The following is a 22417-nucleotide window of genomic DNA, read 5'->3' as shown; positions in this document are numbered from 1 at the left end:
CGCAAGGAAGCTCCTCGTCGTCCTAAACGCCATCATCCGTGATAAAAAAGCTTTCGCATGAACACAGTTGCCATGCCGCGACTTCGAAGCGTTGCTTCGGTGCAGAATTCTGCTCCGTTGCACTCTTTGGTCGAGGTCACGGCATGGATACCAGGGTCTCCGCGACGGAGCTTCGCTCCTGCTTCGCCCTGGTATGACGAAGTTTGGACGCTTTCGCCAACTTCAAGCGCTGGCGATGGTCGTTCAGGCCCTTTCGCTTGCCTTCGGCCAGTAGGTGCCGAAGGACCAGACATTGCCTTCCGGGTCGCGGCAGATGAATTCGCGGCTGCCATAGTCGCGGTTGGTCAATTCCTGGATGATGGTGGCGCCGGCCTTCCTGGCCTTGGCATAGGCGGCATCGGCATCGTCGACGGCAATGTAGATCGACTTGCCGCCGCCTGAGCCGGGCTCGCCGACCATCTTGCCGTAGTCGTCGTCGCGCACCGTGCCCAGCATGATCATCGAGGAGCCGAAGACCAATTCGGCATGGTGTACGACATCGCCTTCGCCATAGCGGGCACGAACGCTGAAGCCGAAGGCTTCGCCCAGCCAGTCGATCATTTTTGCAGCGTTCTTGTAGCGCAAAGCGGGGTAAAGCCGCGGCGCTTCAGCGGTGGTGGGCATGGGAACTCCTTCAGTTGGGTTGGTCGATGCCCACTGTCGTCGAAGGCCGTCCCAAGGTCTTGAAGAAATGTTACCTGATTGAAAGCGCGGTTGGCGTCTCGCCGGCGAGGTCGCGAAACTCGCGCACCAGATGCGCCTGGTCGGCATAGCCGCAATCGGCGGCTATGCCAGCCCAGTCGGCTGCCGGCTGTCTCGACAGGCCGAGCGCCCGGTTGAAGCGGACGATGCGCGACAGCGTCTTGGGGCCGATGCCGATGGCGTTGGAAAAACTGCCGGCGAGATGTTTGCGGCTCCAGCCCAGCCTTTCGGCGATCGATCCAATGCGGGTCCGGCCGCCGGATGTGATGATGCGGTCATAGGCCCAGGCTATTTCGAGCGGCGTCTCGCTGGCATTCTCGAGACGGGCGGTGACGAAGGCTTCGGCCATATCGAAACGCGTCGTCCAGTCCGGCGTGTTGCCAAGCTTTTCACGCAGCGCCAAGCCTTGCGCGCCAAGCACGTCGTCGAGGACGACCATGCTGTCTGTCAGTTCGCTCATCGGCAGGCGGAAGAAACGGCGTGCGCCAAGCGGCGTGAAGTTGACCTGGACGCAGCAGGCACCGCCGAAGGATTCGATCACCACCGGTCCGGCAAAGAGGCCGGCGGCGAAACTGGCGAAGCGGTCATTGTCGCCGGGCGCCTTGCCGAGGCCGATGGCGAAGGGTTCGGCGAAGCTGATGACCAGCGGTACGGTGAGCGACGCGTATTCGACGTTGCGCAGATGGCCGGGCGCTGTTTCGCGATAGCCGCAAATGTCCGACACCATGCCCTGAAGTCGAGGATCGGGCAGGCGCCGGCGCATCTCGAACCGCCCGGCGACAGATCGGTCCTGCTCTTGCCGGGGTTGCATCTCGACTGGCATCGGCCATCCTTCCGTAGAAAGAAATCTAGCAGACCCTTGGCCGGAATCAAAAGCGCCCGGCTTTTGGCCGGGCGCTCCTCGTCCCCACTTCAAGAGAACGTGTCAGGCGCCGCGCATCAAGCAGCCGCCGGCAAGCACGATGAAAGCAATAAGCACGATCCACACCGATGCGAGTGGAATGAACGCAAGAACGCCAAGCGCGGCGAGAACGCCGATGATGGCGATAACAACGGAGATGATAAAAACGATCTGGGTAGGTGCGCTAAGATTCATGTCTGCCTCTCCAACATGATTCGAACAGCGGCATTCTATCAGGGCGCGTGATCACACACCAATCAAGGCCCGCAGCGGGTTCGCAGGGTCGGCCAGCAGCTTCACCGCCAGCGCCAGGCACACGATTACCAGCAGCGGCTTGATCAGTTTTGCGCCGATGCGCATGGCCAGGCTGGCGCCGACGCGGGCGCCGAGGAACTGGGCAACGCCCATCATCAGGCCGATCTTCCAGTAGACGACGCCGAAGGCCGCGAAGACGATGAAGCCGCCGACGTTGGAGGCGAAGTTGAGCAGCTTGGTATGCGCCGTCGCCTTGAGCACGCCATAGCCGGCAAGCGCCACGAACGCCAGCATGTAGAAGGAGCCTGCGCCCGGTCCAAACAGGCCATCGTAGAAGCCGATGGCGGGCACAAGGATCAGTCCGAACAGGAAGGGCGACAGCCGCTCGGCGCGGTCGATGTCGTTCATGTTGGGCTTAAACGCGAAGTAGAGCGCGATGGCGATCAGCACAATAGGCAGGGCAGCCCGCAGAATGTCACCCGGCACGATCGTTGCCAGCAAGGCGCCGATGGCGCTTCCGACAAGGGCCAGAAGCGCCGACGGCAATTGCCGGCGGAGGTCGACATGACCCTTCGATGCGTAGTGGATGGTCGCCGAGCCCGAACCGAACATGCCCTGCAGTTTGTTGGTGGCGAGCGCCTGGACCGGCGTGAAGCCGGCAAGCAGCAGCGCCGGCACCGTGATCAGCCCGCCGCCGCCGGCGATCGAATCGACAAAGCCCGCGGCAAAGGCGGCGAAGGCGAGCATGGCGACGGTCTGGATGCTAAGGTCGATCATCTGATGTATGGGGGTGTCCGGCCGGCTGAAATATCGGGCGTTCGACCACGGCCGCCCTGTTTGCGCAAGGTCGATTCCGCGCTACCTCTATCCAAGCGCATCGCGCTTGGATTTGTATTTGTGTGGTTAACCCGGAAAGAGGCTCCTGATGGCATTCGCATTGCTGGACCAGATACGTCAGATATTCGACGGCGACCCGGGTGTGCGCAAGGTGGCGGACGATCCGGTCCTGTCGGCGGAACTGCTGATGTTGTTTCGCATGATCCTGGCCGATGGATCTGTCAGCGAGAGCGAGATGGTTGCCTTCCGGCGCATCTGCAAGGACGCCTTCGGCATTGCGGAAAGCAGTATCGACAGCGTCATCGAATATCTCAACGAGTTCGGCTACGAGACCAATGGTTCGCAGGCGATCGCACTGTTCCGCGACCTCGATGTCGAGCGGCGCCGGCAATTGGCCAAACATATGGCGGAGATTGCCAAGGCGGATTCGCAACTGGCCGAGAGCGAGATACGCCTGCTGCGCCGCACGCTCGACCTGCTCGATATCAGCCCGGTCGATGTGGTGAAGCCGCAGGAGTGATTGGGCCGCCTTCTCTCCTGATCAGCCTTGCTCTCGCAGCCGCTTGGCGATCGCCCGGTGTAAATCAGGGGCTGCGGTGACAAGTGCCTTGGCCGCCTCCGACTGCGGGTGATCCAGCACCTCGTTTGTCTTGCCGCGCTCGACGATCTTGCCGTCATGCATGACCAGCACCTCGTCCGTGATGGCCCGGGCGACGGTCAGGTCGTGGGTGATGAAGAGATAGGCGATGCCGAGCTTCTGGTTGAGTTCGGCGAACAAATCGAGGATTTGGGCGCGGATCGAGACGTCGAGCGCCGAGACCGGCTCGTCGGCGACGACCAGTTTCGGGCGGGTGATGATGGCGCGGGCGATCGACAGGCGCTGGCGTTGGCCGCCGGAAAATTCGTGCGGGTATTTGTCCATGTCGCTGATGCCGAGACCGACTTCGTGCAGCGCATGCGCCACCATCTCGCGGCGCTCGGCGCGTGTCGGCTTTTTCTCCAGTACATGCAGGGGTTCGGCGACCAGTTTTTCGACCTTCTGGCGCGGGTCGAAGGAGCCGTAGGGATCCTGGAAGACGACCTGCATGTCACGGCGGGCCGGCTTCAGCTCGGCTTCGCTCTTGCCGGTGACGGTCTCGCCTCGGAACCGGATCGTGCCCGAGCTTGGCTGGTCCAGCGCCAGGATCATGCGGGCGAGCGTTGACTTGCCGCAACCGGAGCGGCCGACCAGCGCCACTGACTGACCCGGCGCCATCGACAGGGACACGTCGTCGACGGCTCGGATACCAGGCGCACGCTTGAACAGCGAAGTGCGCCGGCCGGGATAGTCGCGCGTCACGCCCTCGACCAGAAGCAGGGGATGGCCCGCCTCGATGCCATGCGGCCTGGCGCGCGCCGGCACATGCATCGAGGCCTGCGCCAGCTGGCGCGTATAGGGATGGAGCTGTTCGGACAGCGTGCGCGCCGTGTCGCCGGCTTCCATCACCTCGCCGCCGCGCAGGATGGTGATGCGGTCGGCCATCTCGGTGACCACGGCGAGGTCATGCGAGATCAGGAGCAGGCCCATGCGGCTTTCGGCGACGAGGTCGCGCAAGAGGTCGAGGATCTGCGCCTGCAGCACCACGTCGAGCGCCGTCGTCGGCTCGTCGGCGATCAGCAGCTTCGGCTTCAGCGCGCAGGCGATGGCGATGACGACGCGCTGGCGCTGGCCGCCGGACAGTTCATGCGGATAGCGCGACATCGGGAATTTCGCCGAGGGCAAGCCGACACGGTCGAGCATTTTTCGCGCCCGGTCTTCGGCCTCGGCGCGGCTGGCCTTGGTGTGCCAGCGTATGCCTTCGGCAACCTGTTCGCCGATGGTCTTGACCGGGTTGAGCGCCGTCATCGGCTCCTGGAAGACCATGCCGATGTCGTCGCCGCGCAGCGCGCACATCTGGTCCTCGGTTGCTGCCAGGATGTCGATGCCGTCGAATGTGACATGTCCGGTGGCGCGCGCGGCATGGGGCAGAAGCTGCATCACCGTCAGCGCGGTCATCGATTTGCCCGAACCGGATTCGCCGACCAGCCCCATTACCTCACCGGGCGCGACGGAAAGCTCCACATGCTTGAGGATCGGTGTGTCGCCGATGGTCAACGACAGGTTCTCGATGTCGAGCAGGCTCATCGCTGCCGCCGCGATTTCGGATCGAGGATATCGGCGATGCCGTCGCCCAGGAGGTTCAGGCCGAGCACGGTGACGACGATCGCCATGCCGGGAAAGATTGCCATCCATGGCGCCACCACCATGCGGGTCTGCGCGTCGAACAGCATGCGGCCCCAGCTCGGCATTGGCGGCTGGGCGCCCAGGCCCAGATAGGAAAGCCCGGCCTCGGCCAGGATGCCCAGCGCGAACTGGATGGTACCTTGCACCAGAAGCAGCGTGGCGATGTTGGGCAGTACATGTTCGATGGATATCTGCGTGCTGCTCTTGCCGGCGGCGCGCGCGGCAAGAATGAATTCGCGCGGCCAGATCGCCAATGCGCCGGCCCGAGCGACCCGGGCGAAGACCGGGATGTTGAAGATGCCGATGGCGATGATGGCGTTGACGGCGCCCGGCCCGAAGATGGCGGTGATCATGATCGCCGATAACAGCGCCGGAAAGGCGAAGACGAGGTCGTTCAGCCGCATCAGCGCCTCGTCAACGAGGCCGCCGCGTGCGGCCGCAAAGGCGCCGAGCGGCACGCCGACCCCCATGCCGATGCCGACAGCGACCAGCGCCACGGCGATCGAATTGCGGGCGCCGACCATGACCATCGACAGGATGTCGCGACCGAAATGGTCGGTGCCGAACCAGTGCGCCAGCGAGGGTGCCTGCGTCTTGTCGGATATCACCAGTTTCGTGACGTCGTAGGGCGTCCACGCATAGGAGACGATTGCCATTGCCAGGATCAGCAAGGTGATGACGAAACCGGCAACGAAGGCGGTGTTCCTGAATGCCTTGGCCAGGATGCTACTGAGCGTCTCCTCGGAGATGTCGATGTGCAGTGTCATTGCCGGCTTCTCAGGCGCGGATCGATGACCGCATAGGAAAGGTCGACGAGGAGGTTGACGGCGATGACGGCGGCGACCAGCAGCATGACGACGCTTTCGACGACGATCAGGTCGCGCTGGGTGATTGCCTGGAACACCAGCCGGCCGAGGCCGGGCAGGTAAAAGACATTCTCGATGATGATGGTGCCGGCGAGCAGGAAGGCGAATTGCAGGCCAAGAATGGTCAGCACCGGGATCATGGCGTTGCGCAGCGCGTGCCGCCACAGCACGGCGCGATAGGGCAGCCCCTTGGCGCGGGCGGTGCGGATATAGTCTTCGCTCAGCACCTCGATCAACGCCGAGCGGGTGACGCGCGCCAGGATCGCCGCTTGCGGCAAGGCGAGAGCCACCGCCGGCAGCAACAGCGATTTCAGGGCTGGCCAGACGCCGGCACTCCAGCCGGGAAACCCACCGGCCGGGACCAGCCGCAGCCAGACGGCGAACACATAGATCAGCATCAGCGCGAACCAGAAATTGGGCACGGCGACGCCAAGCTGTGCGGCACCCATCGAAATCGTATCACCGGCGCGTCCACGCCGGCTGGCGGAAAACAGGCCAACGGGAATCGCGATGATGGTGGAGAGCGCAAGTGCAATCAGCGCCAGCGGCAGCGAGACGGCAAGCCGCTCGCTCACCAGGTCGATGACCGGCACCGAATAGGTGTAGGAACGGCCGAAATCGAGGCTGAGCAGGCCGCCGGCCCAGTGCAGATAGCGCAAGGCCAGTGGCGCGTTGAGGCCCATCTGGTTGCGGAGAAGTTCGATCTGGTCGGCGCTTGCGTTCATGCCCAGCATCAGCCGTGCCGGATCGCCGGGCAGGATCTCCAGCACGGCGAACACCACCATGGAAGCCAGCAGCAGCGTGGCGATGGCGACGGCGATGCGTTTTAGGAGATAGGCGGTCATGGAAGCGGAGGCACTGTTATTTTGTCCACCGGGCAAAGGTTGCGTTCCCGCACACCCCCCTCTGTCCTGCCGGACATCTCCCCCGCAAGGGGGGAGATTGTGCTCTCATCGAGGCTTTCGCCAATCGTTGACGGTGCGCAGACCAAGAAGGTTGCAAAGGGTGCACCATCGGCCAAACTGCCGATCTCCCCCCTTGCGGGGGAGATGCCCGGCAGGGCAGAGGGGGGTGTGACGGAGCGCAAGTTCCGCCAGGCAGCCTGAGTCTTCAATCCGACCACTTCACCTTGGTCAAATCATTGGCCTGGATCGGCGCGTTTTCCCACAGCCCTTGCAGCTTGGCGTCCCAGACTCCGACCTTCGGCAATTCGTAGAGGAAGCCGACCACGGCATCGTCGGCCAGGATCTTCTGTGCCTGCCCCAGCAATTCCTTGCGCTTGGCTTCGTCGGAGGTGACACCGAGGTCGGCAATCACCTTGTCGAAGGCTGGATTGTCGTAGTTGAAATAATAGTCTTTGCGCGAATAGATATCGATGTCGTTGGGCTCGGTGTGGGAGACGATGGTCAGGTCGTAATCCTTCTTGGTGAACACCTGATCCAGCCACTGTGCCCATTCGACCGGAATGATTTCCAGATCGATGCCGACGTCGCGAAGTTGTGAAGCGATGATCTCGCCGCCGAGCCGCGCATAGGCGGGCGGCGGCAGTTTCAGCGTCGCCTTGAAGCCGTTCTCGAGGCCTGCCTCCTTCAGCAGTTCCTTGGCCTTGGCGACATCATGCGGGTAGCGGCCGGTGAGGTCGACATAGTCCTTGTTGGCCGGCGACATATGCGAGCCGATCGGCTGGCCGAGGCCGGCCGAGGCGCCGTCGATGATCGCCTTGCGGTCGAGCGCGTAGGAGATCGCCTGTCTTACCTGCAGCTTGTCGAAAGGCGGCTTCTTGTTGTTGATCGACAGGATGGTCTCACCCTCGGTCGCGCCGATCACAACCTTGAAGCGCGGGTCGTCCTTGACCTGGGCGACGCTGTCGGCATCGAAGAACGGGAAAGCCTGGATGTCGCCCGAGAGCAGCGCCGGCACATAGGCGGCTGCATCCGGCACGATGCGGAACTCGGCCTTGTCGAGGGACGCCGGCGTACCCCAGTAGTTATCCGATTTGACCAAGGTGATCGACGATCCCTTGGCCCAGCTCTGGAACTTGAACGGGCCGGTGCCGATCGGTTTCTCCTTGTTGGTATCGGCAGATTCCGGCGCCACGATTACCGCGTCGCCCCAGCCCATATTGTAGAGGAACGAGCCCTGCGGGTTTTTCAGCGTGACCTTGACGGTTGCCGGGTCGACCACGTCGACTTTGTCGATGGCGGCGAACAGGCCCTTTTGTGCGTTGACGGAATTTTCGGCGCGGGCTCGATCGAGCGAGAATTTCACGTCGCTGGCGTCGAAGTCGGTGCCGTCATGGAATTTCACGCCGGTGTGCAGCTTGAAGGTGTAGACCTTTCCATCATCGGAAATGGTCCAGCTTTCGGCCAGATCCGGCAGCACCTCGCCATTCGGCCCGATGCGCGTCAGGCCTTCGAACACATTGGCGTAGAGAACCTCGTCGATCGCCGCGGCCGCCCCGGCGGTCGGATCGAGATGCGGGGGTTCGAGCGCCATGCCGATGACCAGGTCGGTTCGCGCGGCAAACGCAGAGGTGCCGGCGGCCAGCGACAGCACCGCGGCCGCCAGAATGGTTTTCCACAGTTTCATCGTGCAACTCCCCATGCGTTCAGACACGTGCTCGAACCCGGGCGATAGAAGCGTGATTTCGCCACGGAGTAAATTGCGTTTCGTTCTGCCCGTTGGCGTGGCCGGGAATGTTTTTGTCCTGGCGACCGCATCGGCAGGTCGAAGCTTGTCGCGGTGCGCACCTTATTCCGCGGCTGTGCCGCGCAGCAGCACGTTGAGCCCTATCGCCATCACCTTGGCCGATTCCACCATGTCCGATATGCCGACCCATTCGTCCGGCCGATGGGCGAGGTCGAGAATGCCCGGCCCATAGGCGATGCAATCATAGATATGGCCGATGCGCGCAATGTGCTTCTGGTCGTAGGTGCCGGGCGAAATGACATAGTCGGGTTCGCGGTCGAAGATCGCCATGATGCCTTGCGCCACCGCCTTGACCACCGGCGCGTCGCGCTCGGTCATCAGCGGCAGCACTTCCATCAGGTCGCGGATTTCATAGTCGAATTTGTTCCGCTCGCGCTTCAACCGGTCGAGAATGCCGGTCACTTCACCTTTGACGGTGTCGAGATCTTCCTCGAGCAGGAAGCGACGATCGATGGTCAGCCGGCAGGAATCGGGCACGTTGGGCGAGGGCAGGCCTGGCCGGAAATCCTCGGTCTGGCCGCCATGGATCGAATTGATGTTCATGGTCGAGCGTTTTGCTCCTTCGGGCACGACCGGCATGCGCGTCATCTTGCGGTCGAGTGCGGGGAACAGTTCGTCCTCGAATGCCCTCAGCACAGCGCCCATATGGCGCACGGCATTGTCGCCGAGGAACGGCATCGAGCCATGCGCGATCTCGCCCTTGGTCTCGATCTCCGCCCACCAGACGCCGCGATGACCGAGGCAGATGCGGTCCTTGTTCAGCGGCTCGGGAATGATGACGTGGTCGACCCTGGGTTTTGAGAAATAGCCGAGGCTGGCCAGATGGGCGACGCCGCCGAAGCCGCCGGACTCCTCGTCGACGGTGCCGGATATTTCGATGGCGCCGGGAAAGTCGGGGAAGACTTCCAGGAAGGCTTCGGCGGCGATGATCGAAGCGGCCAGGCCGCCCTTCATGTCGCAGGCGCCGCGACCATAGACCTTGCCGTCCTTGACGATGCCGGCAAAGGGATCGACGGTCCAGCCGTCGCCGGCTTCGACCACGTCGATATGCGAGTTGAAGTGGACGCAGGCGCCTGACGATCTTCCGTCGAAACGGGCAACGACATTGACGCGCGGGTAGCGGTCGGTGTCGCCGGGCGTGCCTTCGGCGCGGATGAATTCGGTCTCGAAACCGCTCTTCTTCAGCCGCGCGCCGAGATATTCGGCGCATGGCCGATAGGCCTCGCCGGGTGGATTGATGGTCGGAAAACGGATCAGCTCAGTGGTCAGCGCGACGACATCGTCGCGCCTGTCATCGATTGCCCGGAGGAGTCGCTCGTTCATGCCCAGAGTTGAGCAGCGATCTCAGCGGTTTTGCAAGCCCGTTGGTGATCGAGCCTGGGCGGCGTGTCGTTGCGGCAACTATTGCGGGAAATCGTTCAAATTCGCTGCTTTGGATTGGCGAATTGGTCAAGGTGTGTGTGTTAGCCCGTTCATCTGCCATTAAAAAGATGAAAGACAATTTGAGGGCAGACAGGTTAGGGGCAATCAAAGGGGTTTGATCGCATGAAAAAGACAGTTCTCATGGCAGCCGTGTTTGTTGCGATGCTGTTCGGTGCTTCGGGGCAGGGCTGGGCAGCCAGCCTCGTTGCAAATATTGACGTGTCGTCGCAGACGATGACCGTCAGATATGGTGCGTCGGTTTACCGGTGGAGCGTCTCCACCGCGCGCAAAGGCTACATTACCCCGCGCGGCAGCTATCGGCCGCAACGGACGGCGCGGATGTGGTATTCGCGCAAATACGACATGTCGCCGATGCCTCATTCCGTGTTCTTCCGCGGCGGCTATGCCATTCACGGCACCGGCGCGGTGAGGCAGCTCGGGCGCCCGGCATCGCATGGCTGTGTGCGCTTGCACCCGACCAACGCCGCCGCCTTCTATGCGATGGTTCGGCAAGCCGGCTTCGGCAATACGCGGATTGTCGTGACGAACTGAAGAGATTCAGGTTCGCTGTTTCGGCTGGCGCAGGGCTAACACCCTCGCCAGCAGTTCTGTTTAAGCGTTTGGGACCGCTTTTGCCTGCGAGGGCCGCTTTCGACGCCCGCCGCTGATCTCCCACCTTTTGTGGAACCACATCCACTGGCCGGGATCTTCTCGCACCCAGCGTTCGACGACATCGTTGAGACGCTGGGTGGTGGCGTGGACATCGACGCTGCCGTCAGCGGTGCGCGGCAATGTCAGCTTGTCCTCGATTTCGAGCCGGAAGCGGTTGCCTGGCAGCCTGATGCAGCGCGCCGGATAGACATCGCAGTCGTAGTGTCGGGCAAGGGTGGCCAGCACCCGATTGCTCTGGCACGGACGGCCGAAGAACGTTGTATCAAGTCCATTGGAGAATTTCTGGTCGACAAGTATGCCGATGTTGCCGCCGTTCTCCAGGACCCCGGCCAAGGCGAATGAGGCACCGGCCATCGATGGCAGCAACGAGCCCATGGTCGAGCGGCGCGTCGAGAGGATGTAGTCGGCAAGATAAGGATTGTTGGGCGGCCGAAACAGCGCCGTGATGTTCATGCCGAAGGTCGCCGCCGCCACAGGCAGCAATTCGAAATTGCCGAGATGGCCGGTAAAGACGATATGCGGCTTCTGTTCGGCAGCGATTTCGAGGAAGTGGTCCGCTCCCTTGACCTCGATGCGGCCGGGCTTGCTGGCCGTGGGGTCATAGTCGAAGAGGGCGTCGAGAAAGATGTATTCCGCGGCAAGACGGGCCATGTTGCCCCACATGTCGGAGGCGATCTCCTGGATTTCGGCCTCGCTCTTTTTCGGATAGGCCTTGCGCAGATTGTCGACGGCGACCTGATGGCGTCCCACCCGGGGGCCGACCAGGCGTGCGACGCGGTCGGCGAAATTCAGCGCACTGTCGGCCGGCAGCAGACGCAGGACGGAGATGATCATCATCGCCGCCCGCGCCACCAGCCAGTAATTGAGCTGGCGCAGTTGCCTGCCGTAACGAAATTTTAGATCCCGGCGGAACTTCTTGAACACAGAGGTCAAGGCTCTAGCCGACGCGCAGGATGATCTTGCCGAACACGTCGCGGCCTTCCATGCGCTTCAGCGCGGCATCTATACCGTCGAAGTCGACTTCGGTATCGATGACAGGTGCGACCTGTCCCGCCGCCATTTTCTGCATGGCGTTTGCCATGTTCTCCATGCGGCAGCCAAAGGAGCCAAGCAGTTTCAATTGCTGCTGGAACAGCTGCATGAGGTTGATCTGCGTCGACACGCCGGAAGTCGAACCGCAGGTCACCAAGCGGCCGCCACGCTTCAGGCACAACATCGAGGCGGCAAAAGTGTCGGCGCCGACATGTTCGAAGACGACATCGACGCCCTTCTTCTTGGTCAGCTTGCGCACGACGCCCTCGAAACGGTCGTCGCGGTAGTTGATGACATGGTCGGCGCCGAGCGCCTTGGCCTTGTCGATCTTGTCGTTGGAGCCGACCGTGGTGATGATGGTGCAGCCCATCCGCTTGGCCAGCTGGATGGCCGCCGAGCCGATGCCGGATCCGCCGGCATGGATAAGGATCGTCTCGCCGGGCTGTAGCCTGGCGTTGTCGAACAGCATGTGCTCGACCGTGCCGAAGGTGACGGGCGCGACCGCCGCGCCGATGTCGGTCACGCCGGGCGGGGCAGGGACCAGCAGGCGAGCCGGCAGGTTGATCTTCTCTTGCGCGAAACCGTCGAGATGGAAACCGTGCACACCCGAAACATGTTCACAGAGGTTGTCGCGGCCTTCGCGGCAGGCTCGGCAGAGGCCGCAGGTGCGCGCGCCGTAGATCGATACCAATTGTCCGGGCAGCAGGCTGGAAACGCCGGGGCCTACCGCCTCGACCTCCCCGGAGGCTTCGGCGCCGACGACCAGAGGCAGCTTGCGCTTGGCGAAGGCCATGCCGCGCCAGCCCCAGACGTCGATATGGTTCAGCGCCACCGCCTTGATGCGCAGCGTGACTTCGCCAAGTGCCGGCGGTGAGGGTGGCGGCAGGTCCACCGTTTCAAGACGGCGGTCCTCGATAAGTTGCAATGCGCGCATTGGGCCTGTCGGTTTCGGTCTGGCTGAAAAAGGTCGCTTAGACCGGTTCCCGCGCCATGACAAGGCAAGTGTTCTGGCCGCCGAAGCCGAAGGAGTTCGACAGAACGGTGCGGACCTCGGCATTGCGCTTCTTGTTCGGCACCACGTCGAGCACGATCGCGGGGTCGGGATTGTCATAGTTGATGGTCGGCGGAATGACGCTTTCGCGCATCGTCATCAGCGAGAACGCCGCCTCGACGGCGCCCGCCGCCGACAGCGTGTGGCCGATCATCGATTTGTTCGACGAGACCGGCATCGAGCCGATCCGCTCGCCGAACACGGTCGACAGCGACAGATGCTCCATCTTGTCGTTTTCGGGCGTCGAAGTGCCGTGAGCGTTCACGTAGTCGATCTCGTCTTCGCTCAAGCCGGCATCGGCAAGCACAGCACGGACCGCCGCGATCGCCGGCGAAGCGTCCGGCTTCGAGCGGGTGCGGTGGAAATCGTCCGCCTTTTCGCCGCAGCCGCGCAGGATGCCAAGAATCGTGGCGCCGCGCGCCATCGCGGCTTCCAGCGATTCCAGCACGAGAGCGCCGGAGCCCTCGGCCAGCACAAAGCCGTCGCGCTCCTTGGAGAAGGGTTTTGACGCCTTTTCGGGTATGTCGTTGTGGGTCGACAGCGCCGACAGCAGCGAGAAGCGGATCAGCGCCTCGGCGGTTGCCGAACCGTCGGCGCCGATCGACAGCGCCCGGTCGCATTCGCCGCGGCGGATCGCCTCGACGCCGAGCTGGATGGCGGTGGCGCCGGAAGCGCAAGCGGTCGACAGCGTGATCGGCAGCCCGCGTGTGCCGAAACGGTCGGCAAGCCGGTCCGCGATCGAGCCGAACTGCGTGGTCTCGAAAATGTCGAGTTCCTTCAATCCGCGCGCCACCCGCAGCAGCCGTTCGCCGCCGGAGTCCAGTTTGTCGGAATTGTAGAGCGCGAAGCGGTCGTGCCAGTCGAGTTCGACCGGCGGTGAAGCGAGGAAGAGAGGACCACCGAAATCACCGGAATCGAGGCCGGATTCGGCCACGGCCTCCCGCGCGGCGGTTTCCGCCAGTTCATAGGTGAGGTGGCTGGAGCCCTTCGAGCTTGATGGCAGGAAGTCGACCATGCCGGAGATGCGGGTGTTGAGATGATCGACCGGAAAACGGGTGATCGGGTGGATGCCCGACTTGCCCGAGGTCAGCGCCGCCCAATTGTCGGCCTTGCCGACGCCAAGCGAGGTCACCACGCCGATGCCGGTGACGGCGACGATCGGCCTGCCCATATGATCGTTCAGATTGGCCATGCGGGAGCCCTCGAGCGTTTATCGTTGCAGCATGGATCGTGGAACACCGCCTCAGGCGGCGTTGATCAGCGCCATGCCCTCGAATTGGTGATAGCCGATCGCCGTTGCAAGGACGGTTGCGGGAACCCCTTCGAACGGCTTCTCGGCTGCGGCATCAAAAACGGGGTAGGCGGCCTTGCGATCGACGGCCAGCGCCGCCAGTGCCACGGCGAAGGGAAACTGTGCTTCCTTCATGTGCCCGGTCAGCGTCGAGAAGCCGCGCGCGGCAATCGCCGGATTGGCGTCGAGCGCGGCTTTCTCGGCGATGGTTGCCGTATGGGCGCCCGACGCGCCCGACAGGGCCAGCAATTTGCCGTTCGGCATTGCAGCCTGCTTGAGCAGCGCGGCGATCTCGACGTCGAGTTCTCCCCGTGGCCGCCTGGCGCGGCCGGAGACGACCGGCCCAAGCTCGGCATAGATCTTTCGGCCCCGGCTTGTTGCATGCTCGCGTTGCTCCAGCACCAGGAAGGCACCGCCGGAACCGGTCACGACGCCGCCGCCCTCAGCACCGTGTCTTTGCCAGACTGGCTTCCAGGGGCCGCGATGCAGATAGCCGGCGAGTTCATAGCCGAGCAGCATGTCGGAATGTTCGGTCTGAAAGGCGCCGCCGACCAGGATGTGAGTCGACTGGCCCGAGCGGATGCGCGCGGCGGCGGTCTCGACGGCGGCGACGCCGGCACCTTCCTCGCCCATGAAGGTTCTGGACGATCCCGTCACCTTGTGGACGATGGAGATGTTGCCGGCCAGCAGATTGGAAAGCTGGGCCAGAAACAAAGTCGGCCGCAATTCGGTGGTCAGCTTCTCGTTGAGCAGCACGTCGCGGTCGTTGCGGCTTTCCGAAGCGGCGAGAATGGCGGCATCGACCGCCTCGTCGCGTTCGCCGCCGCCTGCGGCCACAACCATGTCCATGGTCGTGCAGAGTTCGTCATTGCCCTTGATGCCGGCGTCGTCCAGCGCCAGGCCTGCGGCATAGGTGCCGAGCCTCTGCCAGGTTTCCATCTGGCGCTGATCGCCGCGTTTGGCGATCTGCAGGTTCCAGTCGATCTCCGGCAATGGATGGACGGTATAGGGTGCAAAGCGCGCCGCTTCGAGCACCGGTTCCAGGCCCGGCTGCGCGAGCTTCTGCCAATGGGCGTCCGGACCTTCCCCCAGCGAGGAGACAAGGCCGATACCAGTGATGACGACGTCGCGGGGGCTGCTCATGAGCGGCTTTGTGGGTCAGGCGGCAGGGCGCGTCAAGATCACGCGCTCAACCGAAGTCAGGCGGTCTTGGCGGCAACCAGTGCGTCGATCTTGGCGCACAGGTTCTTCATGACGAAGTAATCGTCGGTCGAAGCCTTGCCGTCGTTAACTTCCTGGGTCCACTTTTCCAGCGGCACCTTGATGCCGAATTCCTTGTCGATGGCGAAGACGATGTCGAGGAAATCGAGGCTGTCGATGCCGAGATCGTCGATCGTGTGGCTCTCGGGCGTGATGGTTTCGATATCGATCTCGCTGGTGTCGGCAATGATCTTGGCGACTTTGTCGAACGTGGTGGACAAGGGGCTTTTCCTTCGGTTGCGGGCGGAATCTGTCCGCATCTGGTTTGGGCGCTGTCTAATCGGTTTTTCCCTGCAGGAAAAGGCCTCATACGCCGGGCGCAGATGGGAAGCCTGCTCTGTAAAGGCAAGAAGGGACGTCGGCTGACCGGCGGCCCTTCCCTTTGACGTTACGTCAGCCTTTGTCTCGATGCATGTCGTTTCCCCAAAACCGGAATCACTTTGGGCGACATGCATCAGCTGTCGCGGAGCTTGACCAGATCGTTCAGCAGCCCGCCCGTTCCGTTGTGGACGGTCAGCCGCTCGACCTTGCCGGCGATGGTTTCCAGAGCCTCAAGCTCCTTCAACCGCAGCATCACCGGGTTTTCCGCCATCACCCTGGCCGTGTTGAGGAGGGAACGCGTCGCGTTCGTCTCCTCGCGGCGACGGATGATGTTGGCCTCGGCCTGCTTTTCGGCCGACACCACCTGGTTGAGGATCTCGCGCATCTCGCCCGGCAGGATGACATCCTTGAGGGCGATATCGCTGACCTCCACCCCGATCTCGGCCATATCGGCGCGGACCTTGCCAGCGGCTTCCTCGTCGATCGTCACCTTCTTTTCAAGGATCTGATCGAGTGTCAGCGCGCCAAGGGTCTTGCGGAAGGCGTACTGTAGGGCGCGGTAAAGGGCTTCGGAGAAGTCCTTCACCATGCTCACCGCCTTGACAGGATCGGCGACCCGGTATTCGGCTGCGATGTTGACGCGGATCGTCACGCGATCCTTGGTCAGCACTTCCTGCCCGGCAACGTCGAGCGACTGGCGCTTGAGGTCGACGACCTTGATCTGCACCATGCGTCCGACGTTCCAGAAGCCATGCACGCCCGCCGTCAGCGTCCTGACCAGGACGCCGTCGATGAACAGCAGTCCGGCCTGACCGTCGACGACCGGATGGACGGACATCAATTCCGCCTTCCGGGCCTGGCCGAGCCGGCGCATGACCGCCGCATCGATGGCGAGATCGACCGATGTGTCGATCAGCGTCACCTTCCACGGACCGGCATCCGTCCACAGCACGAGCTTGCGGTCCGGCGCCAGAACGGCGTGCAGATTGCCGTCACGCTCGATGATGGCGACATCCGTGCGCCCGGTGCGAACGACGGTGAAATGACGCGCGGCCACATCCGGGAGCTTGTCGAACAACGCCTTCTCGTATGCCGAAACGAATTCCGGGTTCTTCAGATCGTGCCGGGACACTTCAAGGCTGCCGCGCCGGTTGGCGAGCCAATGTTCGCCCGGCAGCAGGACAGTCTTGATCTCACCCTTGTGGAGGGTGAGGGCACGTTCGTTTTCCTTTACGAGGACGCGCTCGCGTCCAAGAACCTTGTCGAGAATTGTCATTGTTTCACTCCTGTCGGGCATGGCCCCATGCGAGGCGTCAAGTCATGCGTCGATCGTTCCTTTCGTTTCTCGTTTCACATCATCGTCTTGCGTCATCGTCCGGGCACGAATGATCCGGGGACTGGTGGCATCAATCCGTGGCGGGCCTTCGGGAGCGGATCGCGGGGCAGCGAAGCGGGCGCCGGAGGCCGAAGCTTCCTTTGCCGGCGACACTGCGCCTTGATCGTCACCGCGGGCCTGGCCGCGAGCCGATGGCGAAAGACGCTTTGGGATGATCCGCGCCCGAGGGCTTGGGCCATCCGTCCAGTCTTTCGCATTCCAGTCCCCGGACCGTTTTTCGGATGGCTTGGAGGCCAATGGAGAAGGAATCGAACCTTCGACAGTCAGATTAAAAGTCTGATGCTCTTCCAGCTGAGCTATCCGTGGTGCAGACGACGGGACTCGAACCCACAACCTCCGGATTAAATCCGGCGCTCTCCCAGTTGAGCTACATCCGCGATCCCAATCCCCAAAGCGGCGCCGTATACAGGGCGGCAAAGCCGCCTGCACGGGCGGAGGCGAAAGCTCCAACCGTTGTGCTCACTTCGGTTCTCGTGACCGGGAGCGCGCCTATAGCCCCTGCGACGGGTTGTCGCAAGCGGCATTGTCGTGGCGAATTCGCGGCTTCTTGCGGCGGTGGCATTTCGGCAACACCGCTTTCGACGTCAGCGATCGCGCGCAGGGAGCTCAGAAGGTGACGCGGCCGAGCACGCGCAGGCCATCGCCCTGCGGCTCCACCACCACGGCCTCGCCTTCGCGCGGTGAGATGCCGGTCAGCGCCACGATGTCTTCCAGATGGGTGACCATGACCAGATTGTCGGAGCCGGAATAGGCGCGGATCTCCTTCATGATCGCGTCGAGTTGTGCTGCCTTCTCGGCCGGATCGCTCTTCAGGAGATCAAGCGGCGCAAACAGCTCCGGCTCGGCCTCGAAGGCGATGCGGGCAGTGTCGAGGCAGCGGCAATAGCGGCTGGACAACACGCGCTCGATCGGTGCCGCACGGGCGGCAAACAGAGCGCCGATCTTGCTCGCCTGTTGCTTGCCACGGGCCGACAGGTTCATCTGGGTGGCGCAACTGTCGATGTCGAAATTGGCCGGGTCGGTGGTGCCGGTGACCATGGCATGGCGCAGCAGCACGACATGTCCGCCATCGCGCAGCAGCGCCCAGCCTGCATCCGTGGCGTGGGCCACGCCGGGAATAAGAAACAGGAACAACGCCAAGGCAAATCGAATCATCCGCTATCCTTCTCCGGTTCCCGGCAATGGGTTCCGGTGACGGACATATAGGGACGGTAAAGCCAGCCGAAAGACAAGGCGCGGTCGGCGGGATGCGTAGACTTACTTCTTCGCCATCTGCTTCTTCACCAGATCGATCTTCTGGTCGGTGAGCGGGATCGGGATCGTGTAGCCGGCTTCGGTAAAGCCCTGCTTGGCGTTCTCGAAGAATTCGATCGCCTTTTGATATTCGGCCTTGCCCCCGCCATAGCTGGCTCGGTTCCAGCTGACGTCACCGAGATTGTTCTGCGCGAAGGCCCATTGCATGGGCAGGCTTTCCCTGGTGAATACCTTCAGCGTGGCCGCGAAGGCGGCCTCGGCATCACCGAGGTATTTGTCGGTGCGTTCGAGATTGCCGAGGTTGAGCAGGCTCATGCCGATGCCGTTCTGGGCGTTAGCCCAGTCGACCGGTGCCGCGTCGACGGTGAGTACTTCGAGGGCTGCCCGGCGGGCCGCGATGGACTCCAGCAAGGTCTTCGGGTCGGCATTGCTCATGCTCAGCCAGTGCAGCGTCGAGCCGAGGCCGGCCTGGGCCAGCGCCCATTGGCGGGGGTTCGTCTCGCGCTTGTACTCGCGCAACGCATCGCGGTAGGCGGCAATGGCTTCACCATAATGTTCCGGCTTGTCGGTGACGCCGCCGAGGAGCTGCAGCGTGTTGCCGAGATTGTAGTGGCTCATTGCCCAGTCGAGAGGGAATTTCCGTCTGACATAGACCTGCCGGGCCGCCCGGAAGGCCGCGGCCGACTGCTCCAGCTTGGCCGCGTCGCGGGTGCGCTGGCCAAGCGTCTGGTAGATCGAACCGAGATTGTTCTGCGCCGACGCCCAGTCCATCGGGAAACGCTGCCGGGTAAAGACCGTCAGTGCATCATCATAGGCGGCCGCGGCCTCTTCAAGCGCGCCGGTGCCCATATCGAAGCGGGCGACACCGCTCAGCGCATTGCCGAGGTTGAGCCTGCTGGTCGCCCATGAGACGGGGAAGGTTTCACGGGTTCGCACCTCGAGCGCGGCACGGAACGCGTTGGCCGCCTCGTTTATCTTCGCTTTGTCGTTGAGCTGAATGCCGAGCGACACCAGCGTGTTGCCGAGATTGTTCTCGACCATCGCCCATTCAACCGGCGCCTTTTCGCGTGTGTATTCCTCAAGTGCCAGCCGGTAGGCCGCCTCGGCTTGCGTCAGATGTTCGCCGGCGGCCTCGCGCTCGGACAGCGCATAGAGCGCCAGGCCGAGATTGTTCTGCGAAGCGGCCCAGTCGAGCGGCACTTTTTCGCGCGGGCGTTTCTGGAGCGTCGCGCGCATCGCCACCACCGCCTCGTTCAGACGCTTCGGGTCGCTCTCGCGTTCGCCGATCTTCAACAGCACATTGGCCAGATTGTTCTGCGCGGCGGCCCAGTTGAGATCGTCCTTCACGCGCTCGAACACGACAAGGGAATCGCGAAAGATCCGCGCTGCCTCTTCAAGGCGCGCGGTCTCCGTCTCGCGCTCGCCGATGGTCTGCAGCACTACCGCCATGTTGTTGCGAGTGATGGCCCAATCGCGGTTTTGTTCGCCATTTGGGATGAAGTTCAGGATAGTGCGATAGGCCTCGATGGCGTGCTGCAGCGCATCGAGGTCGCCGGTGGCGTAGCCGTAGGCGTTGAGCGCCTCGGCTTCCTGGTTCTTGTAGTTCCAGCGCAGCTTGTCGTCCCATTTCTCGGCCAGCGAGAAGGCCTTGGCGTAATCGCCGGCGGCGGATCTGTAGTCGAAGACCAGCGCCGAAGCATCGGCGCGCCTGGCATAGATCGCGGCATCGGCAAGACGCTTCTGCTTGACGAGATCCTCGGCTTGATCGACCGCGTCGTTGGTCTGTTCGATCCGGCCGACGGCATCGTCGAGGAATTTACGCGCCGTCACGACGGCGCCCTGGCCGATCGCCTTGTCGGCGGAGGCGACAAGCCGTTTGATCTCCGGATCGTCGGTGCGAAGCGCTGCACGCTCGGACATCATCTTCTTCAGGCGCTCGGCCTGGGCGTCGAGCACCTTTTGCAGGTCGGTCGGATCTTCCGGGATCTTTTCCGTGCCGAGCGCTTTCAGCACGCCATAAAGCGCATCGAGCGGCACGCCTTCCTGCAGCGAGGCCAGTTCCACCTGCGCCCGTTTCGGGTCGGGCAGGTCGGAAATCGTCAGCAGGAGTTGGCGCCGCTCGCCGGTGATCAGCCCGTCGTCGCCGGTCGGCTCCGCCGGCGCGACGCCGAAATAGAGCAGCCGGCGCAGGCTTTCATTGACCCAGGGGCGCTGCTTTGCCTTTGTGTCGAGATAGACCTCCTCGGTCACCATGCGCATGACCGAGCCGAACTCGGTACCCTTCATTGCCGCGAGGTGGCGCAGCAAAGCGGACGCATAAGGGCTGTTTTCGCCGGCGGCGCCATCGAGCGCCGGATGACCCGGTTCTGCGGCAAAGCCGACCACCGTACCCAGGCTCGCGTCGGCCGCGGGCGCATTGCCGAGCGCCTTTGCGCCGCGCACCGGCTCCAAGCCGCCGGCGCCTATGGGCGAGGCGGAAGCGGTCGGTGAGCGCCGGACCATGGCATCCGCGGGGAATGGATTGGTGCGGCAGGCGTCGAGCAGCATGATCGTCACCGGCACTGTCTTTTTCAATGCCTCCATGACGGCCGATATCGGCACAAGGCTGGTGCCGGCATCCTTCAGCGACGGGACGTCGGCATCGACCGGAACCAGATAGTTTTCGCCGCCGGCCTCGATGCCATGACCGGAGTAGTAGATGAAGGCGACATCGGCGCCGTCGGCATCTTCGGTGAACCGCTCCAGGTCGCGCTTCAGCTTGGTGGCGTCGCGGTCGGTGACGCTGCGCGCGTCGAAGCCAAGGTCGGTCAGCATCTTGGCCATGTCGCGGGCGTCGTTGGCGGGGTTGGGCAGGGCGGCGATGTGCAGGTAATTCGACTGGCCGATGATCAGCGCCACGCCCTTGAGGCTTTTCGTCTCGGCAACTGCAAGCGCCGTCGCGGCCAGGCAAAGCAGTACGGCGACGAAAGCCGTCAGCCACGCCTGCCGCAAAAGATTAAGCTTCGAGGTTTCGACAAAGGTCATTTGTCGTTCGCATCCGCCCTGATGATCCAGGCCCTCTATAACGCTGCCAATGGACCATGATCAAATTTGGCCAGGATCAAATTAGGGCATGATCAAATTCGGGCGCGATTGCGCCGCGGCCGTGGCTCGCCTATCCCTGAAAAATGTCGCCGCTCACCGAAACCGTTCTTTTCGTCTTCAGCCTCGTCGCGCTCGGCTATCTCACCGGGCTCACCGGCTATCTGAAGCCGGCCAGCGGGGACGGCATCTCCGAATTCGCCATCAACGTGGCGATGCCGCTGCTGCTGTTTCGGACGATGGTGAATTCCGATTTCCATGGCGTGGCGCCATGGTCGCTGTGGGGCGCTTACTTCACCGCGGTTGCAATGACATGGGCTGCCGGCCATCTGGTGACGACGCGAATGTTCGGGCGGGACGCACGCACAGGCATCGTCGGCGGAGTGTCGTCGTCCTTCTCGAATGTGGTGTTGCTGGGCATTCCCTTCGTTCTCGGCGTATTCGGGTCCAGCGGATTCGAAGTGCTGTCGCTGCTCGTTTCCGTGCATCTGCCGACCATGATGATGGCGTCGATCATCATGTTCGAGATATTTGGCCGCGGTGGCAGCGAGCCCGTACACCCGCTGCGCATCATCCAGAGCTTTCTGAGAAGACTGTTCACCAATCCCCTGATCATCGGCATCCTGGCCGGGCTGGCATGGCGCCTAACCGGCGCGCCGCTGCCGAACCTTGCCACGCGGCTGGTCGATGCGCTGGCTGACACTGCCGGGCCAGTGGCGCTGTTCGCCATGGGCCTCAGCCTGCGCCGCTTCGGGATCTCCGGCAGTGTCCGGCCGGCTCTGGCGCTTTCGGTGCTGAAATTGTTCCTGATGCCGGCTCTGGTTCTCGGTCTGGTCTGGCTGCTTGGCCTGCCGCCATTGACGGCCAAAGTGGCGGTGGTGGTGGCGGCGCTACCATCCGGCATCAATTCCTATCTCATCGCCGTGCAGTTCAACACCGGCCAGGCGCTGGCGTCGAACCAGATGACAATCGCCACGGCGAGCGCGGTTGTTACAACCGCCTTCTGGCTGACGGTGGTGCTCCACGTTTTCGGATAGGATATGTCGATAGTCAGATGGTGCGGCC

General features: G+C 63.0%; 20 protein-coding genes and 1 tRNA gene. 3 read left to right on the top strand and 18 right to left on the bottom strand.

The window, feature by feature from the left end:
• Nucleotides 1–243: 243 nt before the first annotated feature.
• The 4 genes from NKH52_RS30235 to NKH52_RS30220 form a co-directional block, all read right to left on the bottom strand.
• Entirely contained in the window at nucleotides 244–663 is a 420-nt protein-coding gene (locus tag NKH52_RS30235; protein WP_128303974.1) for a VOC family protein, read from the bottom strand.
• A 70-nt stretch (nucleotides 664–733) separates the two neighbouring features.
• Nucleotides 734–1564, bottom strand: coding sequence for a helix-turn-helix domain-containing protein (locus tag NKH52_RS30230; protein WP_127291705.1), 831 nt, complete (start codon nucleotides 1562–1564; stop codon nucleotides 734–736).
• A 102-nt stretch (nucleotides 1565–1666) separates the two neighbouring features.
• Nucleotides 1667–1837, bottom strand: a complete 171-nt coding sequence (locus NKH52_RS30225; RefSeq protein ID WP_023812274.1) for a hypothetical protein — start codon at nucleotides 1835–1837, stop codon at nucleotides 1667–1669.
• A gap of 51 nt (nucleotides 1838–1888) precedes the next feature.
• A complete protein-coding gene (locus NKH52_RS30220; RefSeq protein ID WP_352736017.1) occupies nucleotides 1889–2674 on the bottom strand; it encodes a TSUP family transporter in 786 nt (261 codons plus the stop codon).
• Between the two features lie 148 nt (nucleotides 2675–2822).
• Here NKH52_RS30220 and NKH52_RS30215 point away from each other — a divergent pair, with 148 nt between their 5' ends.
• Nucleotides 2823–3254 carry a TerB family tellurite resistance protein gene (locus NKH52_RS30215; RefSeq protein WP_352609576.1) on the top strand — a complete coding sequence of 144 codons (432 nt, stop codon included), beginning with the start codon at nucleotides 2823–2825 and terminating at the stop codon, nucleotides 3252–3254.
• A gap of 21 nt (nucleotides 3255–3275) precedes the next feature.
• On the opposite strand, the gene NKH52_RS30210 is transcribed toward NKH52_RS30215, so the two are convergent.
• From NKH52_RS30210 to NKH52_RS30190, 5 genes are all read right to left on the bottom strand, one after another.
• Nucleotides 3276–4898, bottom strand: coding sequence for an ABC transporter ATP-binding protein (locus NKH52_RS30210; RefSeq protein WP_352736019.1), 1623 nt, complete (start codon nucleotides 4896–4898; stop codon nucleotides 3276–3278).
• A complete protein-coding gene (locus tag NKH52_RS30205; RefSeq protein WP_352736020.1) occupies nucleotides 4895–5764 on the bottom strand; it encodes an ABC transporter permease in 870 nt (289 codons plus the stop codon). The genes NKH52_RS30210 and NKH52_RS30205 overlap by 4 nt, the downstream gene beginning before the upstream one ends.
• Nucleotides 5761–6708 carry an ABC transporter permease gene (locus NKH52_RS30200; RefSeq protein WP_352736021.1) on the bottom strand — a complete coding sequence of 316 codons (948 nt, stop codon included), beginning with the start codon at nucleotides 6706–6708 and terminating at the stop codon, nucleotides 5761–5763. Before NKH52_RS30200 ends, NKH52_RS30205 begins: the two co-directional genes overlap by 4 nt.
• Before the next feature lie 265 nt (nucleotides 6709–6973).
• Nucleotides 6974–8452, bottom strand: a complete 1479-nt coding sequence (locus tag NKH52_RS30195; RefSeq protein WP_352736022.1) for an ABC transporter substrate-binding protein — start codon at nucleotides 8450–8452, stop codon at nucleotides 6974–6976.
• 162 nt (nucleotides 8453–8614) lie between these two features.
• Nucleotides 8615–9895, bottom strand: coding sequence for an acetylornithine deacetylase/succinyl-diaminopimelate desuccinylase family protein (locus NKH52_RS30190; RefSeq protein WP_352736023.1), 1281 nt, complete (start codon nucleotides 9893–9895; stop codon nucleotides 8615–8617).
• Between the two features lie 222 nt (nucleotides 9896–10117).
• Between NKH52_RS30190 and NKH52_RS30185 the strand changes: the two genes are divergently transcribed.
• The gene (locus tag NKH52_RS30185; protein ID WP_023812266.1) at nucleotides 10118–10546 is read left to right on the top strand and encodes a L,D-transpeptidase; all 429 of its coding nucleotides are present in this window, start codon (nucleotides 10118–10120) and stop codon (nucleotides 10544–10546) included.
• 60 nt (nucleotides 10547–10606) lie between these two features.
• On the opposite strand, the gene NKH52_RS30180 is transcribed toward NKH52_RS30185, so the two are convergent.
• The 9 genes from NKH52_RS30180 to NKH52_RS30140 all read right to left on the bottom strand — a co-directional run bounded on the left by NKH52_RS30180 (nucleotide 10607) and on the right by NKH52_RS30140 (nucleotide 21295).
• Nucleotides 10607–11590: a lipid A biosynthesis lauroyl acyltransferase gene (locus NKH52_RS30180; RefSeq protein WP_164780037.1), complete on the bottom strand. Its 984-nt coding sequence runs from the start codon at nucleotides 11588–11590 to the stop codon at nucleotides 10607–10609.
• A 13-nt stretch (nucleotides 11591–11603) separates the two neighbouring features.
• Entirely contained in the window at nucleotides 11604–12632 is a 1029-nt protein-coding gene (locus tag NKH52_RS30175) for a zinc-binding dehydrogenase (RefSeq protein ID WP_127291678.1), read from the bottom strand.
• Between the two features lie 37 nt (nucleotides 12633–12669).
• Nucleotides 12670–13941 (bottom strand): beta-ketoacyl-ACP synthase, encoded by a 1272-nt coding sequence (locus tag NKH52_RS30170; protein WP_127291675.1) that lies wholly within the window; start codon nucleotides 13939–13941, stop codon nucleotides 12670–12672.
• Nucleotides 13942–13992: 51 nt separating this feature from the next.
• On the bottom strand, nucleotides 13993–15183 hold the full coding sequence (locus NKH52_RS30165) for a beta-ketoacyl-ACP synthase (RefSeq protein ID WP_127291672.1): 1191 nt from the start codon (nucleotides 15181–15183) through the stop codon (nucleotides 13993–13995).
• 56 nt (nucleotides 15184–15239) lie between these two features.
• Nucleotides 15240–15560 carry an acyl carrier protein gene (locus NKH52_RS30160; protein WP_352552436.1) on the bottom strand — a complete coding sequence of 107 codons (321 nt, stop codon included), beginning with the start codon at nucleotides 15558–15560 and terminating at the stop codon, nucleotides 15240–15242.
• 194 nt (nucleotides 15561–15754) lie between these two features.
• Complete coding sequence (locus NKH52_RS30155; protein WP_352736025.1) at nucleotides 15755–16897, bottom strand: slipin family protein; 1143 nt, start codon at nucleotides 16895–16897, stop codon at nucleotides 15755–15757.
• 347 nt (nucleotides 16898–17244) lie between these two features.
• Nucleotides 17245–17318, bottom strand: a tRNA-Lys gene (locus NKH52_RS30150).
• Nucleotides 17319–17623: 305 nt separating this feature from the next.
• Nucleotides 17624–18172, bottom strand: coding sequence for a histidine phosphatase family protein (locus NKH52_RS30145; RefSeq protein ID WP_127291669.1), 549 nt, complete (start codon nucleotides 18170–18172; stop codon nucleotides 17624–17626).
• Nucleotides 18173–18274: 102 nt separating this feature from the next.
• Nucleotides 18275–21295 (bottom strand): caspase family protein, encoded by a 3021-nt coding sequence (locus NKH52_RS30140; RefSeq protein ID WP_352736026.1) that lies wholly within the window; start codon nucleotides 21293–21295, stop codon nucleotides 18275–18277.
• A 143-nt stretch (nucleotides 21296–21438) separates the two neighbouring features.
• Between NKH52_RS30140 and NKH52_RS30135 the strand changes: the two genes are divergently transcribed.
• Nucleotides 21439–22389, top strand: coding sequence for an AEC family transporter (locus NKH52_RS30135; protein ID WP_352736027.1), 951 nt, complete (start codon nucleotides 21439–21441; stop codon nucleotides 22387–22389).
• Nucleotides 22390–22417: the final 28 nt, after the last annotated feature.

The organism is Mesorhizobium sp. M1066 (genome assembly GCF_040318635.1).
Classification (GTDB): Bacteria; Pseudomonadota; Alphaproteobacteria; order Rhizobiales; family Rhizobiaceae; genus Mesorhizobium.
The sequence above is the reverse complement of the archived record's forward strand: the minus strand, read 5'-3'. Positions and strand labels throughout refer to the sequence as shown.